At 62.9% G+C, this 25321-nt stretch carries 23 protein-coding genes and 1 pseudogene; 17 read left to right on the top strand and 7 right to left on the bottom strand.

Going from position 1 to position 25321, the window contains the following annotated elements; genetic code table 11:
• Window positions 1-162: 162 nt before the first annotated feature.
• Window positions 163-459 (bottom strand): annotated as a pseudogene (locus ACEN2M_RS02765) (VOC family protein); the annotation flags it as partial.
• Window positions 460-714: 255 nt separating this feature from the next.
• Entirely contained in the window at window positions 715-1566 is an 852-nt protein-coding gene (locus ACEN2M_RS02760; RefSeq protein WP_441646571.1) for a pentapeptide repeat-containing protein, read from the bottom strand.
• Window positions 1567-1828: 262 nt separating this feature from the next.
• Between ACEN2M_RS02760 and ACEN2M_RS02755 the strand changes: the two genes are divergently transcribed.
• Window positions 1829-2359: a ClbS/DfsB family four-helix bundle protein gene (locus ACEN2M_RS02755; protein ID WP_441646570.1), complete on the top strand. Its 531-nt coding sequence runs from the start codon at window positions 1829-1831 to the stop codon at window positions 2357-2359.
• Window positions 2360-2388: 29 nt separating this feature from the next.
• Here the strand turns inward: ACEN2M_RS02755 and ACEN2M_RS02750 are convergent, their stop codons facing one another.
• Together ACEN2M_RS02750 and ACEN2M_RS02745 are read right to left on the bottom strand one after the other, a co-directional pair.
• Window positions 2389-3009 (bottom strand): YdeI/OmpD-associated family protein, encoded by a 621-nt coding sequence (locus ACEN2M_RS02750; RefSeq protein WP_441646569.1) that lies wholly within the window; start codon window positions 3007-3009, stop codon window positions 2389-2391.
• Between the two features lie 299 nt (window positions 3010-3308).
• Entirely contained in the window at window positions 3309-3575 is a 267-nt protein-coding gene (locus ACEN2M_RS02745; protein WP_441646568.1) for a carboxymuconolactone decarboxylase family protein, read from the bottom strand.
• A 111-nt stretch (window positions 3576-3686) separates the two neighbouring features.
• On the opposite strand from ACEN2M_RS02745, the gene ACEN2M_RS02740 reads away from it, so the two are divergent.
• Window positions 3687-4088, top strand: a complete 402-nt coding sequence (locus ACEN2M_RS02740; protein ID WP_441646567.1) for a (R)-mandelonitrile lyase — start codon at window positions 3687-3689, stop codon at window positions 4086-4088.
• 70 nt (window positions 4089-4158) lie between these two features.
• Window positions 4159-4569: an NAD(+)--rifampin ADP-ribosyltransferase gene (arr, locus tag ACEN2M_RS02735; RefSeq protein ID WP_441646566.1), complete on the top strand. Its 411-nt coding sequence runs from the start codon at window positions 4159-4161 to the stop codon at window positions 4567-4569.
• On the opposite strand, the gene ACEN2M_RS02730 is transcribed toward arr, so the two are convergent.
• Together ACEN2M_RS02730 and ACEN2M_RS02725 are read right to left on the bottom strand one after the other, a co-directional pair.
• Window positions 4562-6160 carry a glycoside hydrolase family 30 protein gene (locus tag ACEN2M_RS02730; protein ID WP_441646565.1) on the bottom strand — a complete coding sequence of 533 codons (1599 nt, stop codon included), beginning with the start codon at window positions 6158-6160 and terminating at the stop codon, window positions 4562-4564. The genes arr and ACEN2M_RS02730 overlap by 8 nt on opposite strands.
• 87 nt (window positions 6161-6247) lie before the next feature.
• Entirely contained in the window at window positions 6248-9376 is a 3129-nt protein-coding gene (locus ACEN2M_RS02725; protein ID WP_441646564.1) for a glycoside hydrolase family 3 C-terminal domain-containing protein, read from the bottom strand.
• A 431-nt stretch (window positions 9377-9807) separates the two neighbouring features.
• Between ACEN2M_RS02725 and ACEN2M_RS02720 the strand changes: the two genes are divergently transcribed.
• The 11 genes from ACEN2M_RS02720 to ACEN2M_RS02670 all read left to right on the top strand — a co-directional run bounded on the left by ACEN2M_RS02720 (window position 9808) and on the right by ACEN2M_RS02670 (window position 20765).
• Window positions 9808-14313 carry an FtsK/SpoIIIE domain-containing protein gene (locus ACEN2M_RS02720; protein WP_441646563.1) on the top strand — a complete coding sequence of 1502 codons (4506 nt, stop codon included), beginning with the start codon at window positions 9808-9810 and terminating at the stop codon, window positions 14311-14313.
• A gap of 9 nt (window positions 14314-14322) precedes the next feature.
• Complete coding sequence (locus ACEN2M_RS02715) at window positions 14323-14766, top strand: hypothetical protein (protein ID WP_441646562.1); 444 nt, start codon at window positions 14323-14325, stop codon at window positions 14764-14766.
• A gap of 130 nt (window positions 14767-14896) precedes the next feature.
• Window positions 14897-15400, top strand: a complete 504-nt coding sequence (locus ACEN2M_RS02710) for a hypothetical protein (protein WP_441646561.1) — start codon at window positions 14897-14899, stop codon at window positions 15398-15400.
• Window positions 15401-15440: 40 nt separating this feature from the next.
• Window positions 15441-15878, top strand: a complete 438-nt coding sequence (locus tag ACEN2M_RS02705) for a hypothetical protein (protein ID WP_441646560.1) — start codon at window positions 15441-15443, stop codon at window positions 15876-15878.
• A 285-nt stretch (window positions 15879-16163) separates the two neighbouring features.
• On the top strand, window positions 16164-16457 hold the full coding sequence (locus tag ACEN2M_RS02700) for a WXG100 family type VII secretion target (RefSeq protein WP_441646559.1): 294 nt from the start codon (window positions 16164-16166) through the stop codon (window positions 16455-16457).
• A gap of 107 nt (window positions 16458-16564) precedes the next feature.
• Window positions 16565-16831 carry a hypothetical protein gene (locus tag ACEN2M_RS02695; RefSeq protein WP_441646558.1) on the top strand — a complete coding sequence of 89 codons (267 nt, stop codon included), beginning with the start codon at window positions 16565-16567 and terminating at the stop codon, window positions 16829-16831.
• A 19-nt stretch (window positions 16832-16850) separates the two neighbouring features.
• Window positions 16851-18713 (top strand): alpha/beta hydrolase, encoded by a 1863-nt coding sequence (locus ACEN2M_RS02690; protein ID WP_441646557.1) that lies wholly within the window; start codon window positions 16851-16853, stop codon window positions 18711-18713.
• Entirely contained in the window at window positions 18710-19240 is a 531-nt protein-coding gene (locus ACEN2M_RS02685) for a hypothetical protein (protein ID WP_441646627.1), read from the top strand. Before ACEN2M_RS02690 ends, ACEN2M_RS02685 begins: the two co-directional genes overlap by 4 nt.
• 22 nt (window positions 19241-19262) lie before the next feature.
• A complete protein-coding gene (locus ACEN2M_RS02680; RefSeq protein WP_441646556.1) occupies window positions 19263-19796 on the top strand; it encodes a hypothetical protein in 534 nt (177 codons plus the stop codon).
• A gap of 119 nt (window positions 19797-19915) precedes the next feature.
• Entirely contained in the window at window positions 19916-20176 is a 261-nt protein-coding gene (locus ACEN2M_RS02675; RefSeq protein ID WP_441646555.1) for a hypothetical protein, read from the top strand.
• Between the two features lie 166 nt (window positions 20177-20342).
• Window positions 20343-20765, top strand: coding sequence for a hypothetical protein (locus ACEN2M_RS02670; RefSeq protein ID WP_441646554.1), 423 nt, complete (start codon window positions 20343-20345; stop codon window positions 20763-20765).
• Between the two features lie 37 nt (window positions 20766-20802).
• Here ACEN2M_RS02670 and ctaF read toward each other — a convergent pair whose 3' ends face one another.
• Window positions 20803-21258: an aa3-type cytochrome oxidase subunit IV gene (gene ctaF / locus ACEN2M_RS02665; RefSeq protein WP_441646553.1), complete on the bottom strand. Its 456-nt coding sequence runs from the start codon at window positions 21256-21258 to the stop codon at window positions 20803-20805.
• A gap of 126 nt (window positions 21259-21384) precedes the next feature.
• Between ctaF and ACEN2M_RS02660 the strand changes: the two genes are divergently transcribed.
• From ACEN2M_RS02660 to pgi, 3 genes are all read left to right on the top strand, one after another.
• Window positions 21385-21690 carry a DUF7882 family protein gene (locus ACEN2M_RS02660; RefSeq protein ID WP_441646552.1) on the top strand — a complete coding sequence of 102 codons (306 nt, stop codon included), beginning with the start codon at window positions 21385-21387 and terminating at the stop codon, window positions 21688-21690.
• A gap of 240 nt (window positions 21691-21930) precedes the next feature.
• Window positions 21931-23391 (top strand): sugar porter family MFS transporter, encoded by a 1461-nt coding sequence (locus ACEN2M_RS02655; protein WP_441646551.1) that lies wholly within the window; start codon window positions 21931-21933, stop codon window positions 23389-23391.
• Window positions 23392-23582: 191 nt separating this feature from the next.
• Window positions 23583-25310, top strand: a complete 1728-nt coding sequence (pgi, locus tag ACEN2M_RS02650) for a glucose-6-phosphate isomerase (RefSeq protein ID WP_441646550.1) — start codon at window positions 23583-23585, stop codon at window positions 25308-25310.
• Window positions 25311-25321 lie beyond the last annotated feature (11 nt).

The following is a 25321-nucleotide window of genomic DNA, read 5'->3' as shown; positions in this document are numbered from 1 at the left end:
TCGGGACTGTTCTGAACCGGGGTCGCCGGCGCCGGTTCAGCGGGTGGTGGAGTTGCGCTTCCCACTGGCGAAATCCCGGAGGAGCGACGAAGACTGCAGTAGCGTGACCAGAAAACCCCCGATCATTGTAGGTTTCTTGTTTAGCTTCGCGCCGCAGGGTCATCAGGCCTTTGTCAGGTCCTGGGCAAGCATCACCAGGATGCCGCTCGGACCGCGGAGGTACGTGAGTTTGTAGACGTCTCGGTATGTCGCCACGCCGCGGAGCGGATAGCAGTCGTGCCGCGCTGCTATCTCGAGCGCCGCGTCGATGTCGTCAACGGAGAACGCGACGCGGTGCATACCGATCTCGTTGGGGAGGGTGGGCTCCGTCTCGATCGCGTCGGGGTGAATGTACTCGAAGAGCTCGAGCTGACCGTGACCATCCGGGGTCTTGAGAATGGCGATCTTGGAATGTTTTCCAACTTGATTGCCATACCTCGCATGCTACCGAGGGGCGCGAGGGGACGCCGGCAGTTTCTGCCCGCGGCAGTTAGCCCGCCAGACGTGTCCGCGCTTGTGAGCATGCGCCCTCGGCGCCGCCGCCTACGCGGCGAAGGCGGCCGAGCTCCGGCCCTCTCGGTCCAGGTCTCCTTGCCTCCGGCGCTGTCGGAGCCAACATTCGCGCTCTCCAAGTGCACTGAGTGCGCTTCTCAGGGTTTGCCGGGCTCCCCGCGCCTATGCGAGCCAGTGTCGCGGCCGGCTGAGGGCATCCGGCAGGACGGTGGCGCCGTCGCCCTGAGCTGCATCGACTTGTAATTGTGTGAGAAACAATGCGTTCGATAGGTTCGCTCCCTCGAGGCGCGCGTCGCGCAAGTCTGCACCGAGCAAGTCGACGCCCGTCAGGTCGCCTCGTCGAAGATCCGCGGCGATGAGGTAGGCGCCGCGGAGATCCGCTCCGCACAGACGAGTCGATCGCAGGTCACGACCGACCAGGTCCGCTGACGGGTGCAGATCGTCGCTCACGTTGTCCTCGGCAAGGGTGGCATAGCCGCCGCGCGCCTCCTCGCTCACATCGATCAACGTCTGCCGCACCTCTGAGCGAATCCGCTCGACGTCAGTCGCGAGTATCTCTGACGCGTCGCGCTCGAGGGCTCGTTGGATTTCGCTTTGGAGTTGGGCCACCGGCCTTAAGAGGTCCGTGGTGGTGGCTCGTTCGGCGGCTTCGACGAGATACCAGAGCATCTCGTGCAGTTGCCGAACGACGGCGAATGTACTGAACATCTCGGCGCTCGTGTCGGGGCGTTCCCTCCAGTTTGTTCCGCCGAACAGATTCTGCGACACGTATTGGCCAGCACCGAAGCAATCGAATACGGTGCACCCGCGAAAGCCGCGTGCTCGCAAGGAATGGTGGATGGAGCAGGAAAAATCGTCTGCCAGATTCAGGCACGGGGTGCCCGCTGGCTTGTTGATCGGAAAGTCGGCGGATCTTTGAAAGCCGAAAGCTGTGCAGCAGAGTGCGAAGCAATCAGCGCAGTTCGCGCGGAGGGTTGAGCGGTCGTCAGCGGTCGCGTCGGGAGAGTCGGTCATGGTGAGCGGTCTTTCTGAGGTGGCTTCGAGAGTGGGCCGGGGTGTGGGGGAAACTCCGATAGGAGCTCCCCTTCCGGGCGCACGAAATCACCGCCCGTGGTTCGAAGAACGAACGGGTCTTGCTGAAGGGCCTCTGGGTCACAGAGAGAAAGAAAGGTTCACTGATGGCAGGCTAACGCTTTATCGGGGCTGAATATCGTGAAAGAGTGCAGCTGCAACTCTTCACCGCCTGACTGCGCGCATATCTGCGAGGGGGAAAGACATGGCCGTTCCTAGCTCGAAGGCAGAGCTTATGGCCGCGATAGGCACCACGTTTGCCCAGCTGGAGGCTGATCTCGATCGGGTCCCGCGGACACTCGTGCGCGCCCAGACCCTCCCGGGCCACGTGAAGAACACCATGATGAGTCCAGCCGAATTGGTTTCCTACCTGATCGGGTGGAACGAGGAGGTTCTGACCTGGCACGAGCGTCGCGCCGCCGGCTTGCCGGATGAACTACCTGCCGCTGGTATCAAATGGAACCAGCTCGGCCTGCTTGCGCAGCGCTACTACGACGCCTATCGCGACGAGCAGTGGGAGGAGCTCAGGGCGCACCTGGAAAGCGCCAAGGACAGCCTCTTGGCACTCATCGAGAGTCACACCGACGCCGAACTCTACGGAAACCAGTGGTACGGCAAGTGGACCATGGGTCGCATGATCTCGCTGAACTCCTCCTCGCCCTACGTGAACGCCCGCGGACGCCTTCGTGTCTGGCTCCGGGCCGTACCCGAACACGAGGCAGACGACCTCCCGTAGCGAGGAGTCAGACGCTCGTCGACTGACAGTCAGCCTTGGGAGCGTCGTCCGATGGCCGCATCTGTGACAACCTGGGTGATTCGACCTGCCCGGGTTGTCTCTCGAGCGGCGCTCACGATCCACCACAACATCTGTTTTCGGGCACTGGGCGGGAATCCGACCCAGTTGCTTCGAGCTTGCGGGTCGCGGTCCAGCGCCGCCTTCAGGTCAGACGGTTCCTCGAGGTCTTCCACCTGGTCGGCAATCGTCCACCAGCCGTTGGCTTTCGCGGCTGCAATGGCGTGGCGACCAGCGTCGGTCATGAGGCCGCGTGCCTCCATATCGGCCGCGCGTTCACGGTTGAGCCGGGTCCACGAACTCTTGGGTCTGCGCGGCGTGAAGAGCTGCAGGCTGCGCTCTTCGTCGAGGATGGTGTTGGTGGAGTCAATCCAGCCAAAGCAGATGGCTTCCTCAACGGCCTCGGGGTACGGGCAGCGTGGCCGGCCGGTGGTGTTCCGCCAGGAACACAACCACACACCTCGCGCCGACGCGAGGTTGTGTGCCAGCCAAGCCCGCCACTGTTCCCTGGTCTCAGCGTGGATGATCGGGTACTCGAACTTCCACGTTGGTGGGTGGGCGGAGACCGGCGGCAGTGATTCTGAGGCGGTCACTTATCCTCCCGTCGTGAATTGAATGTACATGGCCTGATCATCCCCATCCAGTCATCATGATGGCCCGGCACCGAGGTAGATGGCGAGCTGCTTGTCCGTGTCGGCGAGCTCGGCTGGTTCGGCAGGCACCCGCGTTGTGAACCCGAGGATCGCGATCCCGTTCATCGCGGCGTCGAGGTCGTCGAATGCGACGACTCTGTCGATGACCGCCGCGATGCGCTAGCGATTGTCGCCTCCCGTCGTGCGCACTGTGGTGCCCGGCCGTGGTTGGCCGGGCCGGCCCCGGGGCCGCTCTCGGGTTACTCGGAAAAGACGCGCTTGGCAACGTTCATGGAGCCCATGCCCTTGGGCCAGCCTGCGTAGAAGGTGATGTGCGTGAGGGCTTCGATGAGCTCATCCTGGGTGACACCGTTCTTGACGGCGTGGCCGAGGTGGAAGGCGAGCTGGTCGTAGTCGCCGCCGGCGGCGAGAACCGCGACGGTGATCAGGCTGCGGTCGCGGGGGGACAGCTCCGGGCGGTTCCAGAAGGCGCCGCCTTCGGCGACTCCTGCTACACAAGCGCACATGCAGGCGATCAGGGAGGCCCTGTCGAAGCGCGTACTGGCAGGGAGTCCCTCATCGGCGTCGATCGTCGTAACGTCATTACCCCCGCGCCCCTTACGAGAAGGAACACAGCCATGGAAATCCAGCCCCAGAAGCCCACCATCCTGAACCCGGACGAGCAGTTCCCCGGCCAGGTCTGGCTCGACGTCATTGCCACGCCGCAGACCGACGACCAACGTGTCACCGTCGCCAAGGTCCGCTTCGCGCCCGGCGCCCGCACCGCCTGGCACCACCACGCCCGCGGTCAGTTCCTCTACGTCACCGAGGGAATTGCCCGGTTCGGCACCCGAGACGGCAAGGTCGTCGAGGTTCACCCCGGACAGACGATCTACGTCGCTCCCGGCGAAGAGCACTTCCACGCGGCCAGCCACGGCAGCTTCATGGAACACATCGCCATTCTGGAAGCCGCCGACGACCCCACCACGACCAACACCTGGCTCGAGCAGATCACCGACGAAGACTACGCCGGCAAGTAACCGGAGCCTTCAGACCCTGCGGTCGCGGCGCCTTGGTGTGACACGAACGTCGTCGGCTTAGGCTGTAGAGGTGAGCCAACCGCGTGATGAGGGGCCGTTTTATCACGGCACGAAAGCCGATCTCCGAGACGGCGATCTCCTCGTTGCCGGCTTCAGGTCGAACTATCGGCCCGAAGTCGTGATGAACCACATCTATTTCACGGCTCTGCCCAACGGCGCCGGGCTTGCCGCGGAACTCGCGCCGGGTGACGGCGCTCCACGGGTGTACGTCGTCGAGCCGACCGGGGAATTCGAGGACGACCCGAATGTGACCGACAGGAAGTTCCCCGGCAATCCCACCCGGTCCTATCGCAGCAGTGCCCCGCTCAGGGTCGTCGGCGAGTTCACCGATTGGACCCGGCTGACACCCGAGGCGCTCCAGGCGTGGCAGGAACGCCTGGCAGCACTCCGCGCGGACCAGCGAGGCGAAATCATCAATTGACCAGGTGAGTGCCGTCCAGCATAATCGTGCTCAGCGACGCCGCCGGAAGCTCAGCGGTGATCGTGCGGTCCTCGTCACCGACGCTGATCGTCCGCGCTTGGCCCGATGCGTTCCACACCAGGAGCACCTGTGAACCCTCCGGGGTCACAAACGCGACGTGTTGGAGGTCCGGAGTGTCGGACCTCGACTCCACGCCGAACGACCCAGCCGGGAGATAGCGGGCAGCCTGAGCGAGGACGTAATACTCGGCATTCCGGGTCACGGTGCCATCGGTGGCGATCGTGACCACTCCGGTGCAGGTCTCGCACCCTCCGCGATGCGGCCCACCGGTCTCGTCCAAGGCCAGATTCCACGTCAGGACTCCCGCGGCACGGTTTCGGAGTGAGTTGATGAGCAGGTTCGTCGACTGCCAGGAGAACGTGTCGGCAAACGCCTTCTCCGCCGATTCGTTGGGCGCGTTCGATCCCGAACACTCCGTCAACCAGATTTCGATGTCCGGGAACTGTTCCCAGAGCCGAGTCTGCGCCGACGCGTTTCCGTAGTAACAGTGGAACGCGATCCCGTCGATCCAGGCGGCGGCCGGGGTTCGCAAGAGGTCGGCCGGGTACTGGTAGGCAGGGTCTTCGCCCTGCGGAGCGGATGCGGCGTCCGCAGGATTCAGCTCCCAATTGTGATCGAAACCAAGGATTCCGGTGTCGAGCCCCGCGCTGTCGAGCTCAGGGCCCAGCCGTTCGATGAACTTCGCCTGCTGCCAGACGGGCATGTCCGTGGCCGGGTATCCATCCGGGTAGCGCAATTGCGGCTCATTCTGCACGGTGAGCAGGTCTATGTTGATACCGGCATCGCCGTACCCCTCGATGAACCGCATGAGGTAAGCCGCGTAGGTGTCGTACGCCCGGTCCTCGTCGAGTAGCCGGCCCCCTTCGAGGCTGCCGCTGGTCTTCAACCAGGCCGGTGGGCTCCATGGCGAGGCGATCAGACGCACCGCAGGGTTGATGGCCACAACCTCCTGGAGCATGGGAATCATCGCGCTCCGGTCGGGGTCGAGGCTGAAACGCTCAAGCTCCCAATCCGTTGCGCCGGCCTCGAGATCGTCGAAGGTGAACGCATCCGTTGAGACAAAGTCGGATGCGCCGATCGGGATTCTCAAGGTGGACAGACGGACCGGTCCCTCTGTTGAGAACAGCTCGTCGAGCAACGCGGCCCGTTCTTCGTCGGGCATGCTCGAGAGCAGCTCGGCGGAGGCGTGGGTCATGGCCGCACCGAACCCCTCCACGCGCTGCGCCTCGATATCCCTGTTTATGACAACGTCGGGGGCGTCGTCATCCGTCGACGGGTCTACCTCGACGGGGAGCGCCTGCATCAGCTCGGTGCGATCCGCGGTCGTGGTCGACGCCGTCGCTTTGTCGAGTGTGGGTGCGCTCGGTTCGGGTGACGATGCGCTCGGTTCGGGGGACGATGAAGTGCGGGGAGCGTCCCGCACCATCGCGAGTGAGATGATCACGATCACAACCCCGACCAGGAGCGCCGCAATGCCCGGGATGATCCACTGACGCTCCCAGCGACTGAGGTGCAACTGCGGGCCGTTCATCGTGCCTCCGTATTTTCGCTGGTGTGCGGGCGAGAGTCGGTGCCCGGCAGGTCTCTACCGGACACCGACTTCGCCGTCTGGGCTGACTCAGCCGGCCTGGACCTTCAGTGCGAAGGCTTGGGCGATGTTCTCGGGATCACAGGCCTGCTGCACTATTGCAGTCCCGTTTTCCTTCGCGCCGCCTTCGACGGCGACGCAGAGCCCGCTGTGCGTGGCGACCAGCTGGTAGTAGCCATCGCCGACCCGCACGAGTTCGAACCGCTGGTTCTCTGCCTTCGACGCCTGCCACAGCTGAAGTGCGGCACCCTCGGCGGGGGAGGCATCGGCGACCTGGAGCGCGAGTCCGGCATTGACGTTCGTGATCTGATAGCTGTCGCCTTTCGCGGGAGTCAGCTGCCATTGCGCGTTCGGCTGCGGTGCGGGGCAGGCCCACTGCTGCACCGGGGTGCCGTTTGTCGTGCCCTGATCAACGGCGTCGAGGCAGGCACCGGAATTCTCATTGACGACGGTGTAGACCGCCTTCTTCGAAATTCCGGATGCATTCTCCTTGTCCGACGACTTCACGCGGACGGTGTCGTCCAGGCGGATGTCCTGCGACGAGGCGCCGACGAGCACGTCGAGCTCACCTCTGGGCGTGACCCAGCGATCAGTGTATGAATCCCAGTAGGAATAGGACTCGCGCGACAGTTCGATCGAGACCTCCTGCGATTCACCGGGCTCGAGTGACACGTTCGTGAACCCGGCCAACTGCTTGGGCGCGGTGTTGACCACGTCTGTGGGAAGTTCACCCACGTACACCTGCGGCGTTTCCGAGCCTGCTCGGTCTCCGGTGTTGGTAACGGAGAACGTGGCCGTCAATCGAGCTTGCCCGGTCGACTTGACCGACAAGTCCGAATAGTCGAACGTCGTGTACGACAGCCCGTGACCGAACGCGTACTTCGGGGTGAGACCGAATTCCTCGAAACCGCGGTACCCAACAAAGACGCCCTCGGTGTAGAAGGAGTCCAGCCCGATACCCGGGTACTGCTCCGGGGATGACACTGGTGTCTCGCTCATGGAGACCGGGAAGGTCACCGGCAGGTTGCCGGAGGGGGAGGCCTCTCCGAACAAGATGTTAGCGAGAGCCGCGCCCTGATTCTGGCCTCCGTACCAGGCCTCGAGAACAGCCGGAACTCCGTCTTCCCAGGCCTGGGTCGTAATCGGTCCGCCGGTCATCAACACCACAACGGTGTTCGGGTTGGCGACCTTGACCGCGTTGATCAGCGCCTCCTGTCCGGTTGGCACCCGGAGATCGGCCTTGTCGCCGCCTTCCGAGCCATAGTCACGAACGACGACCACGGCCACGTCCGACTGTGCGGCCAATTCGGCAGCCTCCTGCGCCTTCGGGTCCACGACGCCGTCGGGCTTCGTCCAGCCGAGCTTCAGCTGCGGTCCGAGTTCGGAGCGGGCCTTCTCGCTTGCCGTGTACTCGACGTCGACGGCATAGGACTGTCCGCCAACCAGGGGGAGCGAGACCGTCTGGCTCGTCTGTTCAGGGGAGTCCACTTCGAGCGCCACCTGTCCGTCGATAGACACTGTGGCCGCGCCCAGGGCGAGCAGTTCAAGCTCGTAGGTTCCGGAGACGGGCGGCGTCAGCGTCGACGAGTAGGTTGCGCTGGCGATGCCCTGGCCGGGGAGCTTCGGAAGAAGCGGCGACTGGGAGTTGAATCCTTCGTAGTAAAAGAATCCTCCGTTGACCGTCACGTCCTGAAGGGTTTCCTCGGCGAGCACCGATCCGGCGGCGTCGAAGAACTGGGCGTCGGCCCCCACATCACCGCTGGCTGCGGTGAGGTAGTCAGACGGAATCGCATCGAGGCCGGGGAGCTGGGACGACGACGTCACGAAGTCGGTTCCTCGGGCATGCTCCACAGTGGCCTCGGGCAGCAGCTCCTGAATGCCCTGAAGCGGGCTGATCGTCGACGTGGGAAGCACGAGTGAGCTGCCCCCACCGGCGGTGACGGTGTCAGCGTCTGCACCGATGACTGCAACCGAGTCGACTGCGGCGGAATCGAACGGCAGGAGGCCGTCGTTCTTCAGCAACACCATGGACTCCTCCGCTATCTTCTGCGACGCGAGTGCGTGGCCGGCCTCATCGAATTCCTGCTCCAGTGCCGGGTTGTCGAAGAGTCCGAGCCGGTACATCGGGGTCAGGACGCGCAGCACGCGCACGTCGATCTCCGACTCCGCAACCTCTCCACTGTTGACCGCCTCCACCAATTGGTCAAAGAATCCGAAGCTGGGCTGCTCCTGATCCAGGCCCGCTCGCATCGCCTCGACGGTGCTGTGCGTTGCGCCATAGTCGCTCATCACCCAGCCGGCGAAGTCGAGCTGCTCCCGCAGGATTCCGGTCAGCAACTCGGAGTTCTCACAGGCGTAGACGTAGTTGACCTTGTTGAAGGCGCACATCGCGGAGCCGGGCTGGCCGTCACGGATTCCGATCGCGAACGGCCGCGTGTAGATCTCCTGCAGGGCCCGTTCTCCGATGACGGCGTTGCCACCGATCAGCCGGTCTTCCTCCTGGTTGTACGCGTTGTAGTGCTTGATGTCCGCGACAACCGGATGCTGCTGGATGGCGTCGATCTGAGCGCCGGCCAGAGCGCCCGACAGCAGCGGATCTTCGCCATAGCCCTCGAAGGTGCGGCCCGCTTGTCCCAGACGGGCAATGTCGACCGCCGTGCCGAGCGAGACGTTGTGGGTGGTCTTGAAAGCCTCGTCGCCGATCACATCACCGAATCGTGTTGCCGCGTCGGTATTGAACGTTGCGGCAAGGGCGATCGGGGCGGGGAGCGACGTGGCGCGCTTCTCGTTGATCTCGGGATTGGCGATCCGCACCCCGGCGGGACCATCCGCCATGGTCAGAGCAGGAATCCCCAGACGCTCGATGGGTGCGTTGTAGAACCCATAGAAGTTGTTGAGGTCTCCCTCGAGCATCTCGACCTTCTCTTCCAAGGTCATCTGAATCAGGAGCGCTTGTGCACGCTCCTCGGGTGAGCCTTCCGTGGCCGCCGAAGCGGGGGAGGCGAGGAGGGTGAGGCAAGAGGTCACCATCACGCCGGCGGCGAGTGCCGCGATGATGCTTTTCGATCGCCTTTGATCGATATGGTTTCGCATTACAGTTCTCAACTTCCTGAGGTTGTTGCGTCTCGGGGTGAACGGTATGCCCGAGCGCGCGCTCAATCGCGGACTGCACGCCCGTATTCGCGTCACTGAATCAGGGCAGGTCGAACTGCCCCCACTCAACGAGTGCGGTACGGATTGTCGACGTCCATCGGTGTGTGGATGGGGGCGTCTTGCGCCAAAGCCACGAACTGGATTTGACCCTAGTTGGCCCCCCATTCGGGTGTCAAGGAATGGGCGGCTTTTGCGACGGCCGGGCCGAAGGAACTGCCAAGGGGTCCAGTAGGTTTCCACGCAGCTAGACTCAGCCCTGATCAGGTAGAACCTTCTTCGAAAGCAGCGTGGGTTTGAAACTTCGAGTGTCCCTAGCCGACCGACCCGCGGGTTCACGGCAGCAGAACAAAGATGTCACGTTGACCGCAGATGTCACGGCGACGGTGGGGGAGGTCGCTCGCGGATTGGTTCGCGCCGGGGCGGGTGATCCTCGCCTCGTGGACTATGCCATTCACCGACACGCGCCGTTGACGCTCCGGGTCGCGTTCCCGAATCGGCCAGGATTGATTCTGGATGCGGGTGACCCGCTCGGGAAATCCGGTATCCAGTCGGGCAGCATGGTTGAGCCCGTGCTCGAGTCAACCCCCGGCGACGGGCAGCGGACGAAGACGCCGGTTGCGACCCTGACGGTGCTGTCGGGGGAACAGGCGGGAGTGGCCTTCATCGTCGTGCAAGGCGAGAACTTTATCGGTCGGGACCGGGCCAATCGTGTTGAGCTTCACGACCAAAGCGTGTCGAGGCGACACGCGGTGCTTCGCGCGCACAATGGGGCGCTGACATTTGAGGACCTGGGATCCGCAAACAGCAGCTACCTGCTGAATCAGACAACTGCCGGGCAGAAACCGGTCACCACTGAACTGATTCACGGCACCAGCGTCTTCGTCTTGGGCGACGTGCAGGTGCGGATCGAGGTGGGACCGCCGGCCGTGAACGGGCCGGACCTCGACGCGTTCGTGGCGCACTTGCAGTCGCCTCGCGTAGATCCGGTGCACATGCCAGAGCCGATCACTCTTCCTTCGCCGCCCGATCCCCCCGAGCCTGCCCGGTTCCCGCTGATCGCCATGCTCGCACCGCTCGCGATGGGTGCCGTGCTCTTCGCGGTGACGCAGTCTGCTCTCAGCCTGATCTTCATCGCCCTCTCGCCGATCATCATGCTCGGCACCTGGGTCGACAACCGACTCACGCGCCGGCGCACCATGCGTGACAAGCAGAGAGAGTTCGAGGAGGGCCTGCAACTTGCGACGGAAGAGCTCACCGCGGCTCGAGCCACGGAGCATCAGGCACGCGATCGTGAATCCGTGTCGCCCGCCGAGTTGCTGGCGTTGCCGTTCCAACCGAACGGGTTGCTATGGACCCGCCGGCCCGAGCACCGCGCGTTTCTCGAACTGCGACTCGGAAGGGCGACGCTGCCCAGCCGCAAGCAGATCGAGATGCCGGGCCGGGGAAAGATCCCTGCGGAGACCTGGCGGCGGTTGACCACCTTGCAGGAGCAGTTCGCCACGATCTCGGATGTGCCTGTTCTGGAACGGTTGGATCGGTGCGGGTCGATGGGCGTCGCGGGTCCGCGGCTCTGGTCGGAGGCGGTGGCGAGATCACTGCTGGTGCAGCTCATTGCCCTGCACTCCCCAGCGGATCTCACGTTCACGGTCTTCGCCGATCGTGGGCAATCGCAGTCGAGTTGGGCGTGGCTCAAATGGCTCCCGCACGCCGATTCGGCATACAGCCCGCTTTCGGTGCCTCACCTCGCCGACGATGAGCGCAGTTCAGCGGTGCTCCTGACCGCCCTCGAAGGCTTGATCGGCACGCGGAGCGACGCTGCCCGCGCTGGAACGGTCAGGTCCCGCGTCGATGACAGTGCGTCCGATGCGAGCGAACGGCTCGCGCCGGTATCCTCGCCGGCGCCGACGCCGGCCGTCATTGTGCTTGTGCTCGCAGACTCCCTCGTTGAGCGCGCCCGGTTGGTGGGGCTGGCGGAAGACGGTGCCGACGTGGGCGTGCACCTCATCTGGGTGGCGGAGAATCTGGGCGCGGTTCCCGCCGCGTGCCGCACGACGGTTGAGGTGGAGCACGATACCTGGCGGGTGCACTTTGTGCGCCAGGGGGAGACGGTGGCGCTGAGCCAAATCGATGCCGTGGACACGCCGGTCGCCGAAACTTTTGGGCGGGCGATCGCCCCGCTGGTGGATGCCGGTGCGCGGGTGCTCGATGAGAGCGACTTCCCGCGTTCTGTGACCCTCGGACAGATCTTGCCGAGCGATGTGATGGGCGCCAGCGAGGCAGTGCTCGCCAACTGGCGTTCCACAGACAGCCTGGTGTCGCACTGGGATTCCGGCCGGGAACGCGAGCCGGGTCAGCTCACCGCGGTGGTCGGGCAGGGTGGTGCGGGAACAGTCGCGATCGATCTGCGGGTCCATGGCCCACACGCTTTGGTCGGTGGCACGACAGGATCTGGCAAGTCGGAGTTCCTGCAGACCTGGATTCTGTCACTGGCTGCCCAGTATTCACCGGACCGGCTCACGTTCCTGCTCGTCGACTACAAGGGCGGCGCCGCCTTCGCGGAGTGCACGACCCTTCCGCACACGGTCGGCCTGGTGACCGACCTCAACACCCACCTCGTGCGCCGGGCACTCACCTCGCTCCGGGCGGAGCTGCGGTACCGGGAGGAACTGTTGGCTGAGAAGGGCGCAAAGGACCTCATCGCCCTGGAACGCCGGTCAGACCCGGATGCGCCGCCGGCGCTCGTGATCGTGATCGACGAGTTTGCCGCGTTGGTGGGCGAGATCCCTGAGTTCGTGGACGGTGTGATCGATGTGGCGCAGCGAGGTCGCTCGCTCGGCCTGCACCTCGTTCTGGCGACCCAGCGACCGGCCGGCGTGATCAAGGACAATCTTCGGGCAAACACGAATCTACGGATCGGGCTGCGCATGGCAGACCCGGCAGACAGTACCGATGTGTTGGGCGTGACGGATGCGGCGGAATTCGCGCCGGACACTCCGGGTCGGGCTGCGGTGAAGATCGGTGCCGGCAGACTCACCCACTTCCAGACCGGGTACCTCGGGGGCCGCTCCGAAGCGCAGCACCAGGAGCCCGTCGAGGTGCGCACGCTGGGCTTCGGCGAGCACACGCCCTGGGCCTTGCAGCCGGAGGTGCGCACCCAGCGGCGCAGCGCGAAGAAGGGACCCCGCGACATCGAGGTGCTCACGGCGCACATTCAGGAGGCCGCCAAGGTGGCGACCGTGGCGTCGCCCCGCAAGCCCTGGGTAGACCAACTGCCCGAGATCGTCACGCTGGAGGACCTCTCCGTGCGTCGGCCTGCCCTAGGCCGCTCAGCACAGTCGCAAGTCGGATCGTTGAGCATCGTTGCCGGGCTGATTGATGAGCCGCATCTGCAACGTCAGTCTCCGTATGTCTGCGGACTCGGCGAAGCGGGAAACGTCGTGATCTACGGTGGCGGCGGAAGCGGAAAAACGACCGCACTCCTGACCATCGCGGTCGCGACGATCACTGCCGACCCCCGCACCCACGTCTATGGCATTGACGCGACCGGTGGTCGACTGGATATCCTCGCTCAGCTTCCCAACACCGGAGACATCCTCCTGAGCGACGAGCGGGATCGCGTTGTTCGCCTGCTCGGGATGCTGCGAACCTTGGTAGCGGACCGCGCCGCCGCGCAGCTGGCTGCACCGCCGGTGCTGCTCCTACTCGACGGATTCTCTGCATTCCGGGATACCTATGAACACATCGGTGGCGGCGCGGACCCGTTCGCTGATCTTGTGGAGATTACTCGGTCGGGTCGAAATGTCGGCGTTCACGTGATCTTCACGTCAGAGCGCGCAAGCGGGTTCCCGGCCTCACTGGCGTCGAGCATTCCGGAGCGTCTGGTTCTGAGGCTGGCCACTGAGAGCGACTATCAGATGCTCGGTGTCTCCGCCGCGATCTTCGAGGGCGCCCCGGCGGGCCGTGCCGTTCGCATCGGTGCAGACGATGAAATCCAACTCGCGGTTCCTGGGGCCAGCAACGATCCCGCGGACACCGATGCGGCGCTTGCGCGCTTGGCCGAGACCCAGAGGGAATTCTCCGGGCCCGCACCCGCTCCGGTTCCCCGCATTCCGGCGTCGATTCACAGAACTGACCTGACCGCACCAGCGCACGCCGGTGTGCCCTTTGCAATCGACACGGTGCACCTCCAGCCCGTAGTCGCGCCGAGTGGCGGACTCCTCTTGGTGACGGGGCCGGCCGGCTCCGGGCGAACTACCGCGATCACCTCACTCCTCGAAGCATTCCAGGCGCAGGTTCACTCGGCCGGTCAACCACTCGATGCCATTCTGATTTCGCCCAGCCGATCGACACTGCGCCACCTGCCGCTCTGGCGTGAGATCGCGGATTCGCCAGATCAGCGGGACGTCATCATCGACAGCCTGACGCGGTCCTTGGGCGGAAGCGCACCGGTTTCGGCCGCGTTGACGCTCCTGCCGCTGATCGGCACCAGCCTTCCTCTCGCCGCAACAGCCGAACCTGCAGCCGCACCAGAGTTCCCCACATCGGGCCATCGTGGGGTGGTGGTCATCGAAGATATCGGTGGCTTCGACGGAAGCGGAAACGAGCGTGCGCTCGCACAGCTGCTCAAGCTTCTGCGGCGCAGCAACCTGACCGTCATCGTCGAGGGCGAGAACGCAACGCTGGGCACGGTGTGGGAGCTCGCGAGTCCGTTGCGCGGTGCCCGCTGGGCGCTCGCTCTGCAGCCTGACGCCAACGACGCGCCGAGCGTATTCACCACCCCATTCACCCATGCGCGTCGGGCGAACTTCCCACCAGGCCGTGGCTTCCTCATCGAAGGCGGAAAACTCACCGGGGTGCACATCGCCCTTCCGGCGCCGGTTCAATTCGACGTTGAGTACACACTTGACGAGAAGCCAGTCGCGGAGCGAATTTCGAATGAATAGGGATGTGTCGTGACAGCATTTGAGGCCATCCTTGCGGACGTTCAGTCCGAACAGATCGCGGCATCGCTGGAGTACTCCGGGAGCGGTGTATCTGATGTCTGCGTTTACGGATCGATAGAAGACGGCTCGACAGTTTTCGACGTGTTTTACATTGTGGATCGGAGGGTCGTCGACCGTAACGACCTTCAGGGTGTGGACACGTCGGCCATCCGACAGCTGGCGCTGCTTCGACACGGGATGAATCAGCTGGACCGATTGGTCGAGGCTTGCACACAGTTCTCGCGGCCGGTTCCCACAGAACTGAAGCTTCACTACTCGGGCTCCAACAAGTCCCTGGATTCGGTTTTCGAGTACGAACCGCGTCTCTCTGGTGATGCATCGCTGCACCCCAACGATCTCGTGGAAGCTTGGCGGGCAGAAGTTCAAACCGAGCTTGATGCCGAAGCTGAATAATGGCCGGTCCACCATTTGCCCAGGTCACATATGCAATGCAGCGGCGCGACTGTAAGTTGAGTCCCGATTGGTCGATGGGCACTGAATGAGACGTGCGTGCTTGCTTCGATTGGCAGTTCCGGGGGGATCTATGATTCTGGCAACCTTCAACCGCTATCTAGCTACTGCTTGGAGAAAGCGCCCGACAGATATGAGCGAAACCTATGAAGTGCTGCTGGCCGATCTCCTCTCGGAACTGGTCGCGGTCTCTCTCGAGTATTCGAACAACTCGGTAAGCGATGTCTTCGTCTATGCGTCAACCGAACAACGTTGGTTCTTCATCGATCCGTTCTTTGCCAGACACGGAGAAATCGTCGAGCGTCACAAGCTCGCGGGGGTGGACACCTCCGATGAACGTCAAGACGCCTTCCTGGCATACGGAACCAAACAACTCGCACAGTTTGCAAAGGAATGTTCCGCGCTCGACTACGCGGTGCCCACGGAGATAAAGGTTCACTACGTCGTCGCGACGGGTAAGACTGACGCGAGTCAGCAATACGAGGCTCAGCACTCCAACACCTCGGATGTCTCGGTTCATGACAAGAGCGAGGAATGGATGGAAGAAGTCCGCCTCCTCGTTCGGGGCAGAAGTTGACCAGTCGACGTGTCGTGTCGACCGCAGAACGCATTCCGACATGACGTCCCTTCCTCCGGTGTCCGCGACGCTTCAGGCGCTGGCAACTGTTCGATCTGAGCGAGATCACCAACTACTAGACGGATTCGAGATGACGGAAAATACTTCATTTGAGGATTTACTTGCTGACGCTCAGTCCGAAATGATTGCGGTTTCACTGGAGTATTCAAAACGCAAGGCGAGCAAAATCTTTATCTTCGCGACAGCAGACGGGGGCATGTCCACCTTTGATCCCTTCTTTGTCGTAAATGGGTCTGTCGTTGAGCGGCACAAGTTGAGTGGCGTGGACACTTCAATGGACCGACAAAGGGCTTTGCTCAAGTACGGAAATGCGCAACTCATTCGCCTGGCTGGGGGCAGCAAGTCGTTTGGACGACCGTTGCCAACTCTGTTCAAGCTTCGGTTCAACGTGAGTTCGCGATCGCTTGATGCCGAGTAATCCTATGAGCCGCTCTTTGAAGGAGCACCGACTACAACGCCGCTAAGTCTCCGAGAGGACTGGCAGAGAGAAATGCAGGTAGGACTAGAACCCCTGGCACCCTTGTGAGGGGCATTTGCCCAGGTCACTTGTGCAAAGCAGCGGCACGACTGTAAGTTGAGTCCCGATTGGTCAATGCGCACTACCTGAGACGTGCGTGCTTCGATTGGCAGTTCCGGGGGGATCTACGATTCCGGCAATGTTTAACCGCTATCTAGTTACTGCTTAGAGAAAGAGCCCAACACTATGTCAAATATCAAGGTCAGCTACGCCGAAATCGAAACCGCCGCATCCCAGTTGGGCGCGGGTCGTGATGAGATCACGACCAAGCTGCAGAACATGCAAACCCAGATCGGTCAACTCGTTTCGTCGGGCTTCGTCACCGACCAGGCGTCGGGTAAGTTCAACGACTCGTACACGAAGTACACCGCGAGCGCGAATACGCTGATCGCCCAGTTGAACGAAATCCAGCAGTTCCTGGCCGGCACCGCGAACGCGATGCGCGACCTCGATTCCCAGATCGCTTCGAAGATCAACTGATTCGTTCGTTCACAGCGTCACCAGGCGTTGAGCGGTCGTGGCCGCGACGCAGGCATGCCTTCGTTGCGTTGCAGGGACGCTGCTTGGTGAGGTTCGACGGATAACTCATGGAGATTGACTACAGCGCTCTGGACAATGCCGCCAAAGGTTTGGCGGCTGTTGCCTCGCAGGTGAAGGCTGAACCGGCAGCTTCTGGGGGGCTCGGCGCGGGCGCCGCCGGGCCTGACGATGCCCATTCGAATGCGGCCGATGACCGTGCAACCACACTGCAGAAGCTTGGCGAACTCCTCGCTGCGCAAAGCAAATCGTGCGCAGAGATGATCACCCTCTTCAAGCTGCTCGACGCGCAGATCGCTTCGCAGGTGGATCCATGAGGCACGGGAGGCAGCGAGCATGACCGTAGGCGACACGGCGCGCGCGGGTGACCCCGAGTCGGTGCTGCAGGCAGGGTCAACGCTAAAGGCACGCACTGTCGGCTCTGACGCATTCAACAGCCTTGTATCTGCGGTGACGAGTTTGACCGCACAGTCAGGCGCTGCGCTCTCGGTCGAGAGGATAACGACCATGATCCAGGCGTCGTCCTCGCCGGCGAACCTGATCCAGATGGCAGACCAGACCCTGGGTGCCGAGCTTTCCGCTTTCGGCGGAAAGATGTGGGACATCGAGCGCAGGGCGAACACGGCACGCAGCGATTTCGACGCGGCAAGTCGGGATGCAGTCAGTGCAAGAATGAAGCTGGACGACCTCGATGCATTGAACCTCGACATTGAATGTGCGCCAACCAGGCCAGCGCTCGTCTTTGCGACGAGAGACGCCGATGAGCGCCTCGCTGACGTGACACACCGCTTGCAGGCGCTCGACGATGAGCGACTGGGTGCCGATTCCTCGGCGGCGAGTTCCATCTCGGAGCAACGGCAGCAGTACGTTTCCGCCCGGACCGCGATGCCGACCCCACCGACCGTCTCTGCTGGGGTGCGCGTTGGACCACGGATGCCGGACGGCACCGGCACAACTTCTGCAGTCGGGCTGGCTCAGCTAGTGGATCCCGTTCTCATCGCAGAAGCCTGGCAGGCGCTGACTCCGGAAGACCGCCAGCTGCTCATCGTTGATTCTCCGCTGCTCATCGGCAACCTCGACGGGATCGCCTTGCGTGACCGCAACACCGCGAACGTGATCACGGCGACGGAGTACCGCGACGAGCTGGGCGATCGGATCAAGATGTTCGACCTCCTGGAGAAGCAATACGGTGACGGGCTTTACGGCAGTAAGATCTCTAACTTGCGGAGCGAAATCAAGAGCTTGGACGCGATTCTCGAAGGCAAGTTCGCTGTTTACGATGAATCCGGAAAAAAGTCGTCCCAGGATGGGGTTGTTCTGGTCGGGTTCAACCCTCTTCGAGACAGCATTGTCACGTTCCAGGGTGCGCTCGACCCGGTGACCGGCAATATTCCTTCCTGGATGGAGCAGGTGGGCGTGGTCGTGCCCGGCACCAATTCGAATCTGGCATCCTTCACCGGCGACCTCGACCGTGGCAAAGACCTGTTTGCCCTATCGGGCTCGAAGTCCGGCTATTTCACCTGGCACGGAGCGCCTATGCCGCAATTTGAGTTGCCCGAACATATTGCGGAGGCGGCCGAGCACGGCTTTGCTGACACCGCGGCACCACGCTTAGCCTCCTTTGTGAATAGCCTCGAGCTTCCGGAAGACACAGACCTGGTGCCGATCGCGCACAGCTATGGCGCCGTCGTGCTCGGCACCGCGGAGTTGTTGGGACTGAAGGCGGATCGCATTGTGTACGTTGCGCCGGCCGGCCTCGGTCATGATGTGACAGGCATCGCGGACTTTCCGAACACGAAAGACAAACCACATTTCGTGCTGCAGGCACGCAACGACTCCGTTGTGGGTTGGAACCAGGGAAAGTCCGGAGGCGGCCTCGGTCACGGACCGGTCAACCCGCTGGACACACCGGGAGTGACGCGTCTCGAAACGGGGTACCTCGATGCCGGTGACCCTGATTCCGGCACGATCGAAAGCAAAGGCGGCATGGAAACCCACTCCACACCGTTCGACCCGAACAGTACCTCCCTCAGGAACATCGTGGGTGCAGTAAAGGGGGGTCCCGTCTCGCTCTACCACCCGAACGATTTCAAGGTCGTGCAGGGTGGGTCCTGGGCTGTCTCGGTCGACATCCCCGGCAGCGGTGCAGCAAAGCCGGAGGAGAGTATTTCCTCGCTGGATCTATCGAAGGTGAAATGATGCGATTCAAAACTCGGGCCGCGATGGCGGTCATCACGGCTGGGGTCGTGTTCTGTGTGTTAACGGGGTGTGCAATGTCGGAGTCGCGGAAGGCGGAAGTGGTGGCGTCTCAGGAAAGCCAACTGCAGGAGTTCATCGATCAGGCGGATGCCTGGGGTGCGGACATCATTGCGCAGGCTCCTAAGGAGGAAGTGGAGGACATCTTCGAGAATTTCGGGGGCAGTCGCCAGGCTGGCGCTAACTATGAGGAGTGGCCGAAATACTACTATTGGGCTCAAGGCGTTGATCTTTATCCCGATGGCCCTCGGACTCCGACCGAGTTCGCCGATGGCCTGGAGCCGTGGTTGGAGGAACAGGGCTGGGTGCGAAACCTGGACAAAGAGTTCCCTCCGGACGAGGAGAGCTTCGTGCGTGACTACGTCCGGGGGCGGTATTCGCTCGCTGTAGAGGTGTACACAGTGACGCCTCCGCAGGCTCAATCACTGAATTTTAGGATCGTGTCGCCGCGAACTGATCCGAATCCATAGTGAGCAATCTTGGGCGGCGGTGATGATGCTTAGCAAGCGGCTTAAAACTCGGGTCGCCTTGGCGGTCGTCGCGGCGGGGGCTGTGCTGTGCGCCCTGTCGGGGTGTGCGGTGTCGGAGTCGCGGAAGGCGGAAGTGGTGGCATCGCAGGAAGTCCAACTGCAGGAGTTCATCGATGAGGCCGCGGGCTGGGGCGCGGAGATCATGGCGCAGATTCCTGCAGAGGAGGCGGAGAGCGTTTCAGGTCAACTCGGTGGCACTCGCCAGGCGTCGGACGACAACGAGGAGTGGCCGAAATATTACTACTGGGCCCAACGCGTTGATCTTCATCTCGACGGCCCGCGCACGCCCACCGAGTTCGCCGATGAGCTGGAGCCCTGGCTAAAGGAACAGGGCTGGGTGCGCAACCGGGACAAGGAGCTCTCACCGCGCAAGGACAGCTTTGTGCGTGACTACGCCCGTGGGCGGAATTCGCTCGCGGTAGAGGTGTACACGGTGTCGCCTCCACAGGCTCAGTCGCTGAACTTCACAATCGTGTCGCCCCAAACCGAGCAGTGAGCGATCCCGCGTTGAAGGATTCACTCAGGGCTCGGGCCGCCCTGGCGGTTGTCACGGCTGGGGTCGTGCTTGTTTTAACGACGGGCTGTGCAACGTCGGAGCCGCGGAAGGCGGAAGCGGTGGCGACTCAGGAAGTTCAACTTCAGGAGTTCATTGATCAGGCGGATGCCTGGGGTGCGGACATTATTGCGCAGGCTCCCGAGGAGGAAGCGGAGGACATCTACGAGAATTTCGGGGGCAGCCGGGAGGCAGGCGCTAACTATGAGGAGTGGCCGAAATACTACTACTGGGCTCAAGGCGTTGATCTTTATCCCGATGGCCCTCGGACTCCGACCGAGTTCGCCGATGGCCTGGAGCCGTGGTTTACTTCACAATCGTGACGCCACAAACCGATCCGAACCCGAAGTGAGCAACACCGGAGGATCTGCGATGCTCCATTCCAGGACTCCACTCGTTGCTCGCGCCGCCATAGCGGTCGTCTCGGCCGGGGTCGTCTTGTGTGGGTTGTCGGGGTGTTCAGTGTCGGAGTCGCGGAAGGCGGAAGTGGTGGCATCTCAGGAGGTTCAGCTGCGGGAATTCGTGGATCAGGCAGACGCTTGGGGGGCGGACATCATTGCCCAGGTGCCCGAGGACGAATTAGCAAGCGTGACCGGTCTCATCGGTGGCAGTCGCCAGGCAGGTGCCAACTATGAAGAGTGGCCGCAATACTACTATTGGTCCCAGATAGTTGAGCTTGATCCCGGCGCTCGGACCCCGACCGAGTTCGCCGATGGACTTGAGCCGTGGCTGGAGGAACAGGGCTGGGTGCGAAACCTGGACAGTGAGTTCCCGCCGGGGAAGCAGACCTTCGTGCGTGATTACGTTCGTGGGCAGTATTCGCTCGCGGTAGAGGTGTACACGGCGTCGCCCCCGCAGGCGCAGTTGTTGAACTTCAGGATCGTGACGCCAGACACCGACCCAACCCCGTAGCGGTCAAGCCCATCGCTGAGAGCTGCAGCGGCAGCCCTCAGCGTGCGAAGAAGCCGCGGTAGTACTCGTAGACCCAGCCCACCAGCGCGATGATGCCGACGCCCACGCCGATGAACGAGATCCAGAAACCCACCGCGAGCCCGAGAAAGAGGAGGCCGAGGGCAGCGGCCAGGAGGATCGGCCACCAACTGTGCGGGCTGTAGAAACCCAGTTCGGGATCACCGTCGTCGATGTTGGCGTTGGCACTGTCTTCCGGAAGCTGACCGCCTTGGGCCTTCTGCACTCGACTGAGGTAGAAGGCGATGAAGGCTGCCAGGACCGCGCAGAGCCCAAGGGCAATCGTGCCTACCCACTCGATGGGCGTTCCCGCGCCGGAGATCGATTGTGTTGCGAGCTGCTGAGAATTGAAGACGAAGTTCCAGACGATGTAGACGACGTCGGCGAGGATGAAGAACCCGGTGAGGATCCAGAAGAGGTTGATGTTGGCTCTCATCGGCGGTGATTCCCTTCGTCGGCAGGGCAGGTATGAGAAGCACTGTATCCCTACTGCGCTAGCCCCTCCCTGACCCTGCGCGTTCGGGTTTATCGTCGCGAGAGCCCCGTCGAGAGAGGAGCCCGCGTGGGACAGCTGAGCTACGGATCAAGCCTGAGCATTCACCTCGATGACCGCACTCTCGCGCACCTCCAGGCCGCCATAGGCGTCAAGTTGCACAACGGCGAGAGCTTTTATCTCTCGTGGGCCACCGACAAAGAGGGTGACAGCGGCCGGAGCTCAGTGTGGATATTTCCCAGTGCCCCTCTCTTTTACACCTTCGTCGACAGCCGATGGCCAGGGCTCAATCCGAAGTGGGTTGAGGCCTTGGTTCGATCGGCGAACACGATCGAAGGGATGACGGTGGTGCCAGAACCAGGTCTCGCAGGCTGACGGAATCGTAGGGCGGACAGCGCGTCTGTGGCCTTGACCGGATCGGCGACAGGAGCTCGGAAATACTTACCCCCATTGTGGGGTCCGTGGGTGTTTGGCGGCTCCTGGAAACCGGGCGTTTCCTCGCATCGACCTCCGTGAACAGTACACCCGAAATGGCGGAGATCAGGGACTTTAGTCCCGAATCCGAAGCCTCTCCGGCAAGCTCCCGACCCCCCGGAAGGGTGTAAGAAGGGAGCCATGACTTTCGCAGCACAAACACAAAAAACTGCCGCAAGACCTCCCACAAACGCCAAAGTTATCGGCTTGGCGTTGTCCGGAGCCGTCGGCGGATTTCTCTTCGGGTTCGACTCATCGGTCGTGAACGGCGCTGTCGACCCGATTCAGGACCAGTTCAATCTCTCCGGGTCGGTCACCGGATTCGCGGTCGCAAGCGCCCTGATCGGATGCGCCGTTGGCGCGTATCTCGCGGGCCGGCTCGCCGACCGGTGGGGACGTATTCCCTCGATGATGGTCGGCGCGATCCTGTTCTTTGTCAGCGCTATCGGGTCCGGGCTCGTCGTGGGAGTTGTCGACCTGATTTTCTGGCGCCTGATCGGCGGACTGGGTATCGGTATCGCCTCCGTCATCGCACCTGCGTACATCGCGGAGATCTCGCCCAAGCACCTTCGCGGGCGCCTGGGTTCCCTGCAGCAGTTGGCTATCACGCTGGGGATCTTCGCGGCACTGCTGTCCGACACCTTGTTCGCCAACGCGGCCGACGGAGCCGGTGCCGAGTTCTGGTTCGGACTGGAGGCCTGGCGCTGGATGTTCATCGCAGCGGCGGTTCCCGCTCTGGTCTACGGGCTGATCGCGGCCAAGCTGCCTGAGTCGCCGCGGTTCCTGGTAATGAAGGGGCGGGACGATGAGGTCCGGACAATTTTCGCCAGACTCTGGCCAGACGACGACGTCGAACGTGCCATCCGCGACATGCGGGCCGGGATCGAAACCGACCAGCAGGCCTCCCAGAAGGGTGCACTCCGCGGCAACCGTTTCGGACTCAAGCCCATCGTGTGGGTTGGCATCATCCTCTCGGTATTCCAGCAGTTCGTCGGCATCAATGTGATCTTCTATTACTCGACCACGCTGTGGAAGTCGGTCGGGTTCGAGGAACGGGATTCGTTCACCATCTCCGTTTTCACGGCCTTGGTCAACATCGCGGTGACGTTCATCGCCATCGCCCTCATCGACCGGATCGGTCGGCGACCCATCCTGCTTGCCGGTTCGCTCGGAATGACAGTGTCACTGGCCATCATGGCGGTCACGTTCAGCCAGGCCGTCGAGGTCGATGGCGCCCCGATCCTGCCCGGAATTTGGGGTCCGATCGCGCTGGTGGCTGCAAACGTGTTCGTCGTCAGCTTCGGCGCGTCGTGGGGGCCGGTTGTTTGGGTGCTGCTGGGCGAAATCTTCCCCAACCGAATCCGCGCGCGCGCACTCGGGCTTGCCGCAGCGGCCCAGTGGATCGCGAACTTCCTCGTAACTGTTTCCTTCCCGCCGCTCGCCGAGGTGTCGCTCGTGCTCACGTACGGCCTGTACGCGCTCTTTGCCGCGCTCTCGTTCGTTTTCGTACTTCGGCTGGTGCCGGAAACGAACGGAATGTCGCTGGAGGAAGCGAATACGCTCTTCGTCGGCAAGAACGTGCAGAAGAAAGTCCTGGTCTGACCGAATGGCTCGCGGCTCATCGAGGGCGCCGGTACGACGCCCTCGATGGGCCGGGCGCACCACGGATTGTTGAGCAGGCCAGCGACGGTGCGTTCCGTTGGGGCCGGCGCAGCAATAGTCTTGAAGACGGCCCGCCTCGCTTCGCTGCGGGAGCCGCGGGCACCAAACATTTCCTGCGTCCAGGAGGACCCATGACCGCATCTGCCCCCGTTGATCCCACGTCGACCGCCGCTTGGACGCAACTCGCCAGCATCGCCGATGGCTTCTCACCTGATCTGCGCGGTTGGTTCGCCGCTGACCCGGAACGGGCCAGTCGGTTCACCCTGCAGGCGGCCGACCTCACCATCGACCTCTCCAAGAACCTGCTGACTGACGAGATCCTGGCTCAGCTTGTGCAGCTTGCGAGGGACATCGACGTCACGGGCCGGTTCCAAGCGATGATCGCCGGCGAACACATCAACGTCACCGAGGACCGGGCGGTTCTCCACACCGCTTTGCGACGTCCCAAGGACGGCGCCGGCCTGGTGCCGCCGCACGGATTCGTGGTGGACGGTCAGGATGTCGACGCCGATGTTCACAGCACGCTCGACAAGGTCTACGCCTTCGCCGACAAGGTGAGGTCCGGCGCGTGGACGGGTGTCACCGGCAAGTCGATCAAGACTGTCGTCAACATCGGGATCGGCGGCTCCGACCTCGGCCCCGTCATGGTCTACGAAGCGCTGAAGCCCTATGTGCAGGCGGGCCTCGAGGTTCGCTTCGTGTCGAACATCGACCCGACCGACGTCTACGAGAAGACGGCGGACCTGGACCCGGAAACCACCCTGTTCATTGTCGCCTCCAAGACCTTCGGCACCCTGGAGACCCTCACGAACGCCCGCCTGGCCCGGGACTGGCTGTGGAACCAGCTGCTCGCTTCCGGCACCATGGACGATAGCGCCGCCGCCCGCACCGAGGCCGTCGCCAAGCATTTCGTCGCAGTGTCTACCGCTCTCGACAAGGTTGCGGCCTTTGGCATCGATCCCGAGAACGCCTTCGGTTTCTGGGACTGGGTGGGCGGTCGTTTCTCGATCGATTCCGCCATCGGCACATCGGTGGTCATCGCCATCGGTCCCGACAACTGGCGCGAATTCCTGTCCGGCTTCCACGCGCTCGACGAGCACATGCGAACCGCACCCATTGAACAGAACGTCCCCGTGCTCATGGGACTCTTGAACGTTTGGTACTCCAACTTTCTCAAGGCCCAGAGCCACGCCGTGCTCCCATACGCGCAATCCCTGCACAGGTTCCCGGCCTACCTGCAGCAGCTCACGATGGAATCGAACGGCAAGAGCGTGCGCTGGGACGGTACGCCCACCACGACCGGCACCGGCGAGATTTTCTGGGGCGAACCGGGTACGAACGGCCAGCACGCGTTCTACCAGCTGCTGCACCAGGGCACGCGGATGGTTCCGGCGGACTTCATCGCCGTCGCGAACCCCGCCCGTCCCCTGAAGGACGAGGCAGGCGACGGCGCCGGTGTCGAGCCCGGTCAGGACGTGCACGCGTTGTTCATGGCGAACTTCTTCGCCCAGACCAAGGCCCTCGCGTTCGGAAAGACGGCTGACGAGGTACGTGCAGAAGGCGCCGATGAGTCTGTGGTGCCTGCCCGCACCTTCCCCGGCAACCGGCCGACCACGTCGATCCTCGCACCGGCCCTCACGCCGAGCGTGGTCGGACAGCTCATTGCGCTTTACGAGCACATCGTGTTCGTCGAAGGCACCATCTGGGGAATCGATTCCTTCGACCAGTGGGGTGTCGAGCTGGGCAAGCAGCTCGCTCTCCAGGTCACTCCCGCGGTCAAGGGTGATGCCGAGGCCCTCGAGGCCCAGGACTCGTCGACCAAGGCGCTGATCGCCAAGTACCTCGAACTGCGGAACTGACTCCAGCACCT

It is taken from the genome of Cryobacterium sp. W22_MBD10_FK3 (assembly GCF_052113745.1).
GTDB lineage: Bacteria > Actinomycetota > Actinomycetes > Actinomycetales > Microbacteriaceae > Cryobacterium.
This window is presented reverse-complemented; position numbering and strand designations above follow the sequence as displayed.

Excerpts from the sequence above, each read along its gene's own strand:
- ACEN2M_RS02760 (WP_441646571.1), bottom strand. The coding sequence starts at position 1,566 with ATGACCGACTCTCCCGACGCGACCGCTGACGACCGCTCAACCCTCCGC.
- ACEN2M_RS02680 (WP_441646556.1), top strand. The coding sequence starts at position 19,263 with ATGATGCTTAGCAAGCGGCTTAAAACTCGGGTCGCCTTGGCGGTCGTC.
- ACEN2M_RS02695 (WP_441646558.1), top strand. The coding sequence starts at position 16,565 with ATGGAGATTGACTACAGCGCTCTGGACAATGCCGCCAAAGGTTTGGCG.
- ACEN2M_RS02700 (WP_441646559.1), top strand. The coding sequence starts at position 16,164 with ATGTCAAATATCAAGGTCAGCTACGCCGAAATCGAAACCGCCGCATCC.
- ACEN2M_RS02705 (WP_441646560.1), top strand. The coding sequence starts at position 15,441 with ATGACGTCCCTTCCTCCGGTGTCCGCGACGCTTCAGGCGCTGGCAACT.
- ACEN2M_RS02690 (WP_441646557.1), top strand. The coding sequence starts at position 16,851 with ATGACCGTAGGCGACACGGCGCGCGCGGGTGACCCCGAGTCGGTGCTG.
- ACEN2M_RS02755 (WP_441646570.1), top strand. The coding sequence starts at position 1,829 with ATGGCCGTTCCTAGCTCGAAGGCAGAGCTTATGGCCGCGATAGGCACC.
- ACEN2M_RS02745 (WP_441646568.1), bottom strand. The coding sequence starts at position 3,575 with ATGTGCGCTTGTGTAGCAGGAGTCGCCGAAGGCGGCGCCTTCTGGAAC.
- ACEN2M_RS02685 (WP_441646627.1), top strand. The coding sequence starts at position 18,710 with ATGATGCGATTCAAAACTCGGGCCGCGATGGCGGTCATCACGGCTGGG.
- ACEN2M_RS02740 (WP_441646567.1), top strand. The coding sequence starts at position 3,687 with ATGGAAATCCAGCCCCAGAAGCCCACCATCCTGAACCCGGACGAGCAG.
- ACEN2M_RS02710 (WP_441646561.1), top strand. The coding sequence starts at position 14,897 with ATGATTCTGGCAACCTTCAACCGCTATCTAGCTACTGCTTGGAGAAAG.
- ACEN2M_RS02730 (WP_441646565.1), bottom strand. The coding sequence starts at position 6,160 with ATGAACGGCCCGCAGTTGCACCTCAGTCGCTGGGAGCGTCAGTGGATC.
- ctaF (WP_441646553.1), bottom strand. The coding sequence starts at position 21,258 with ATGAGAGCCAACATCAACCTCTTCTGGATCCTCACCGGGTTCTTCATC.
- ACEN2M_RS02655 (WP_441646551.1), top strand. The coding sequence starts at position 21,931 with ATGACTTTCGCAGCACAAACACAAAAAACTGCCGCAAGACCTCCCACA.
- pgi (WP_441646550.1), top strand. The coding sequence starts at position 23,583 with ATGACCGCATCTGCCCCCGTTGATCCCACGTCGACCGCCGCTTGGACG.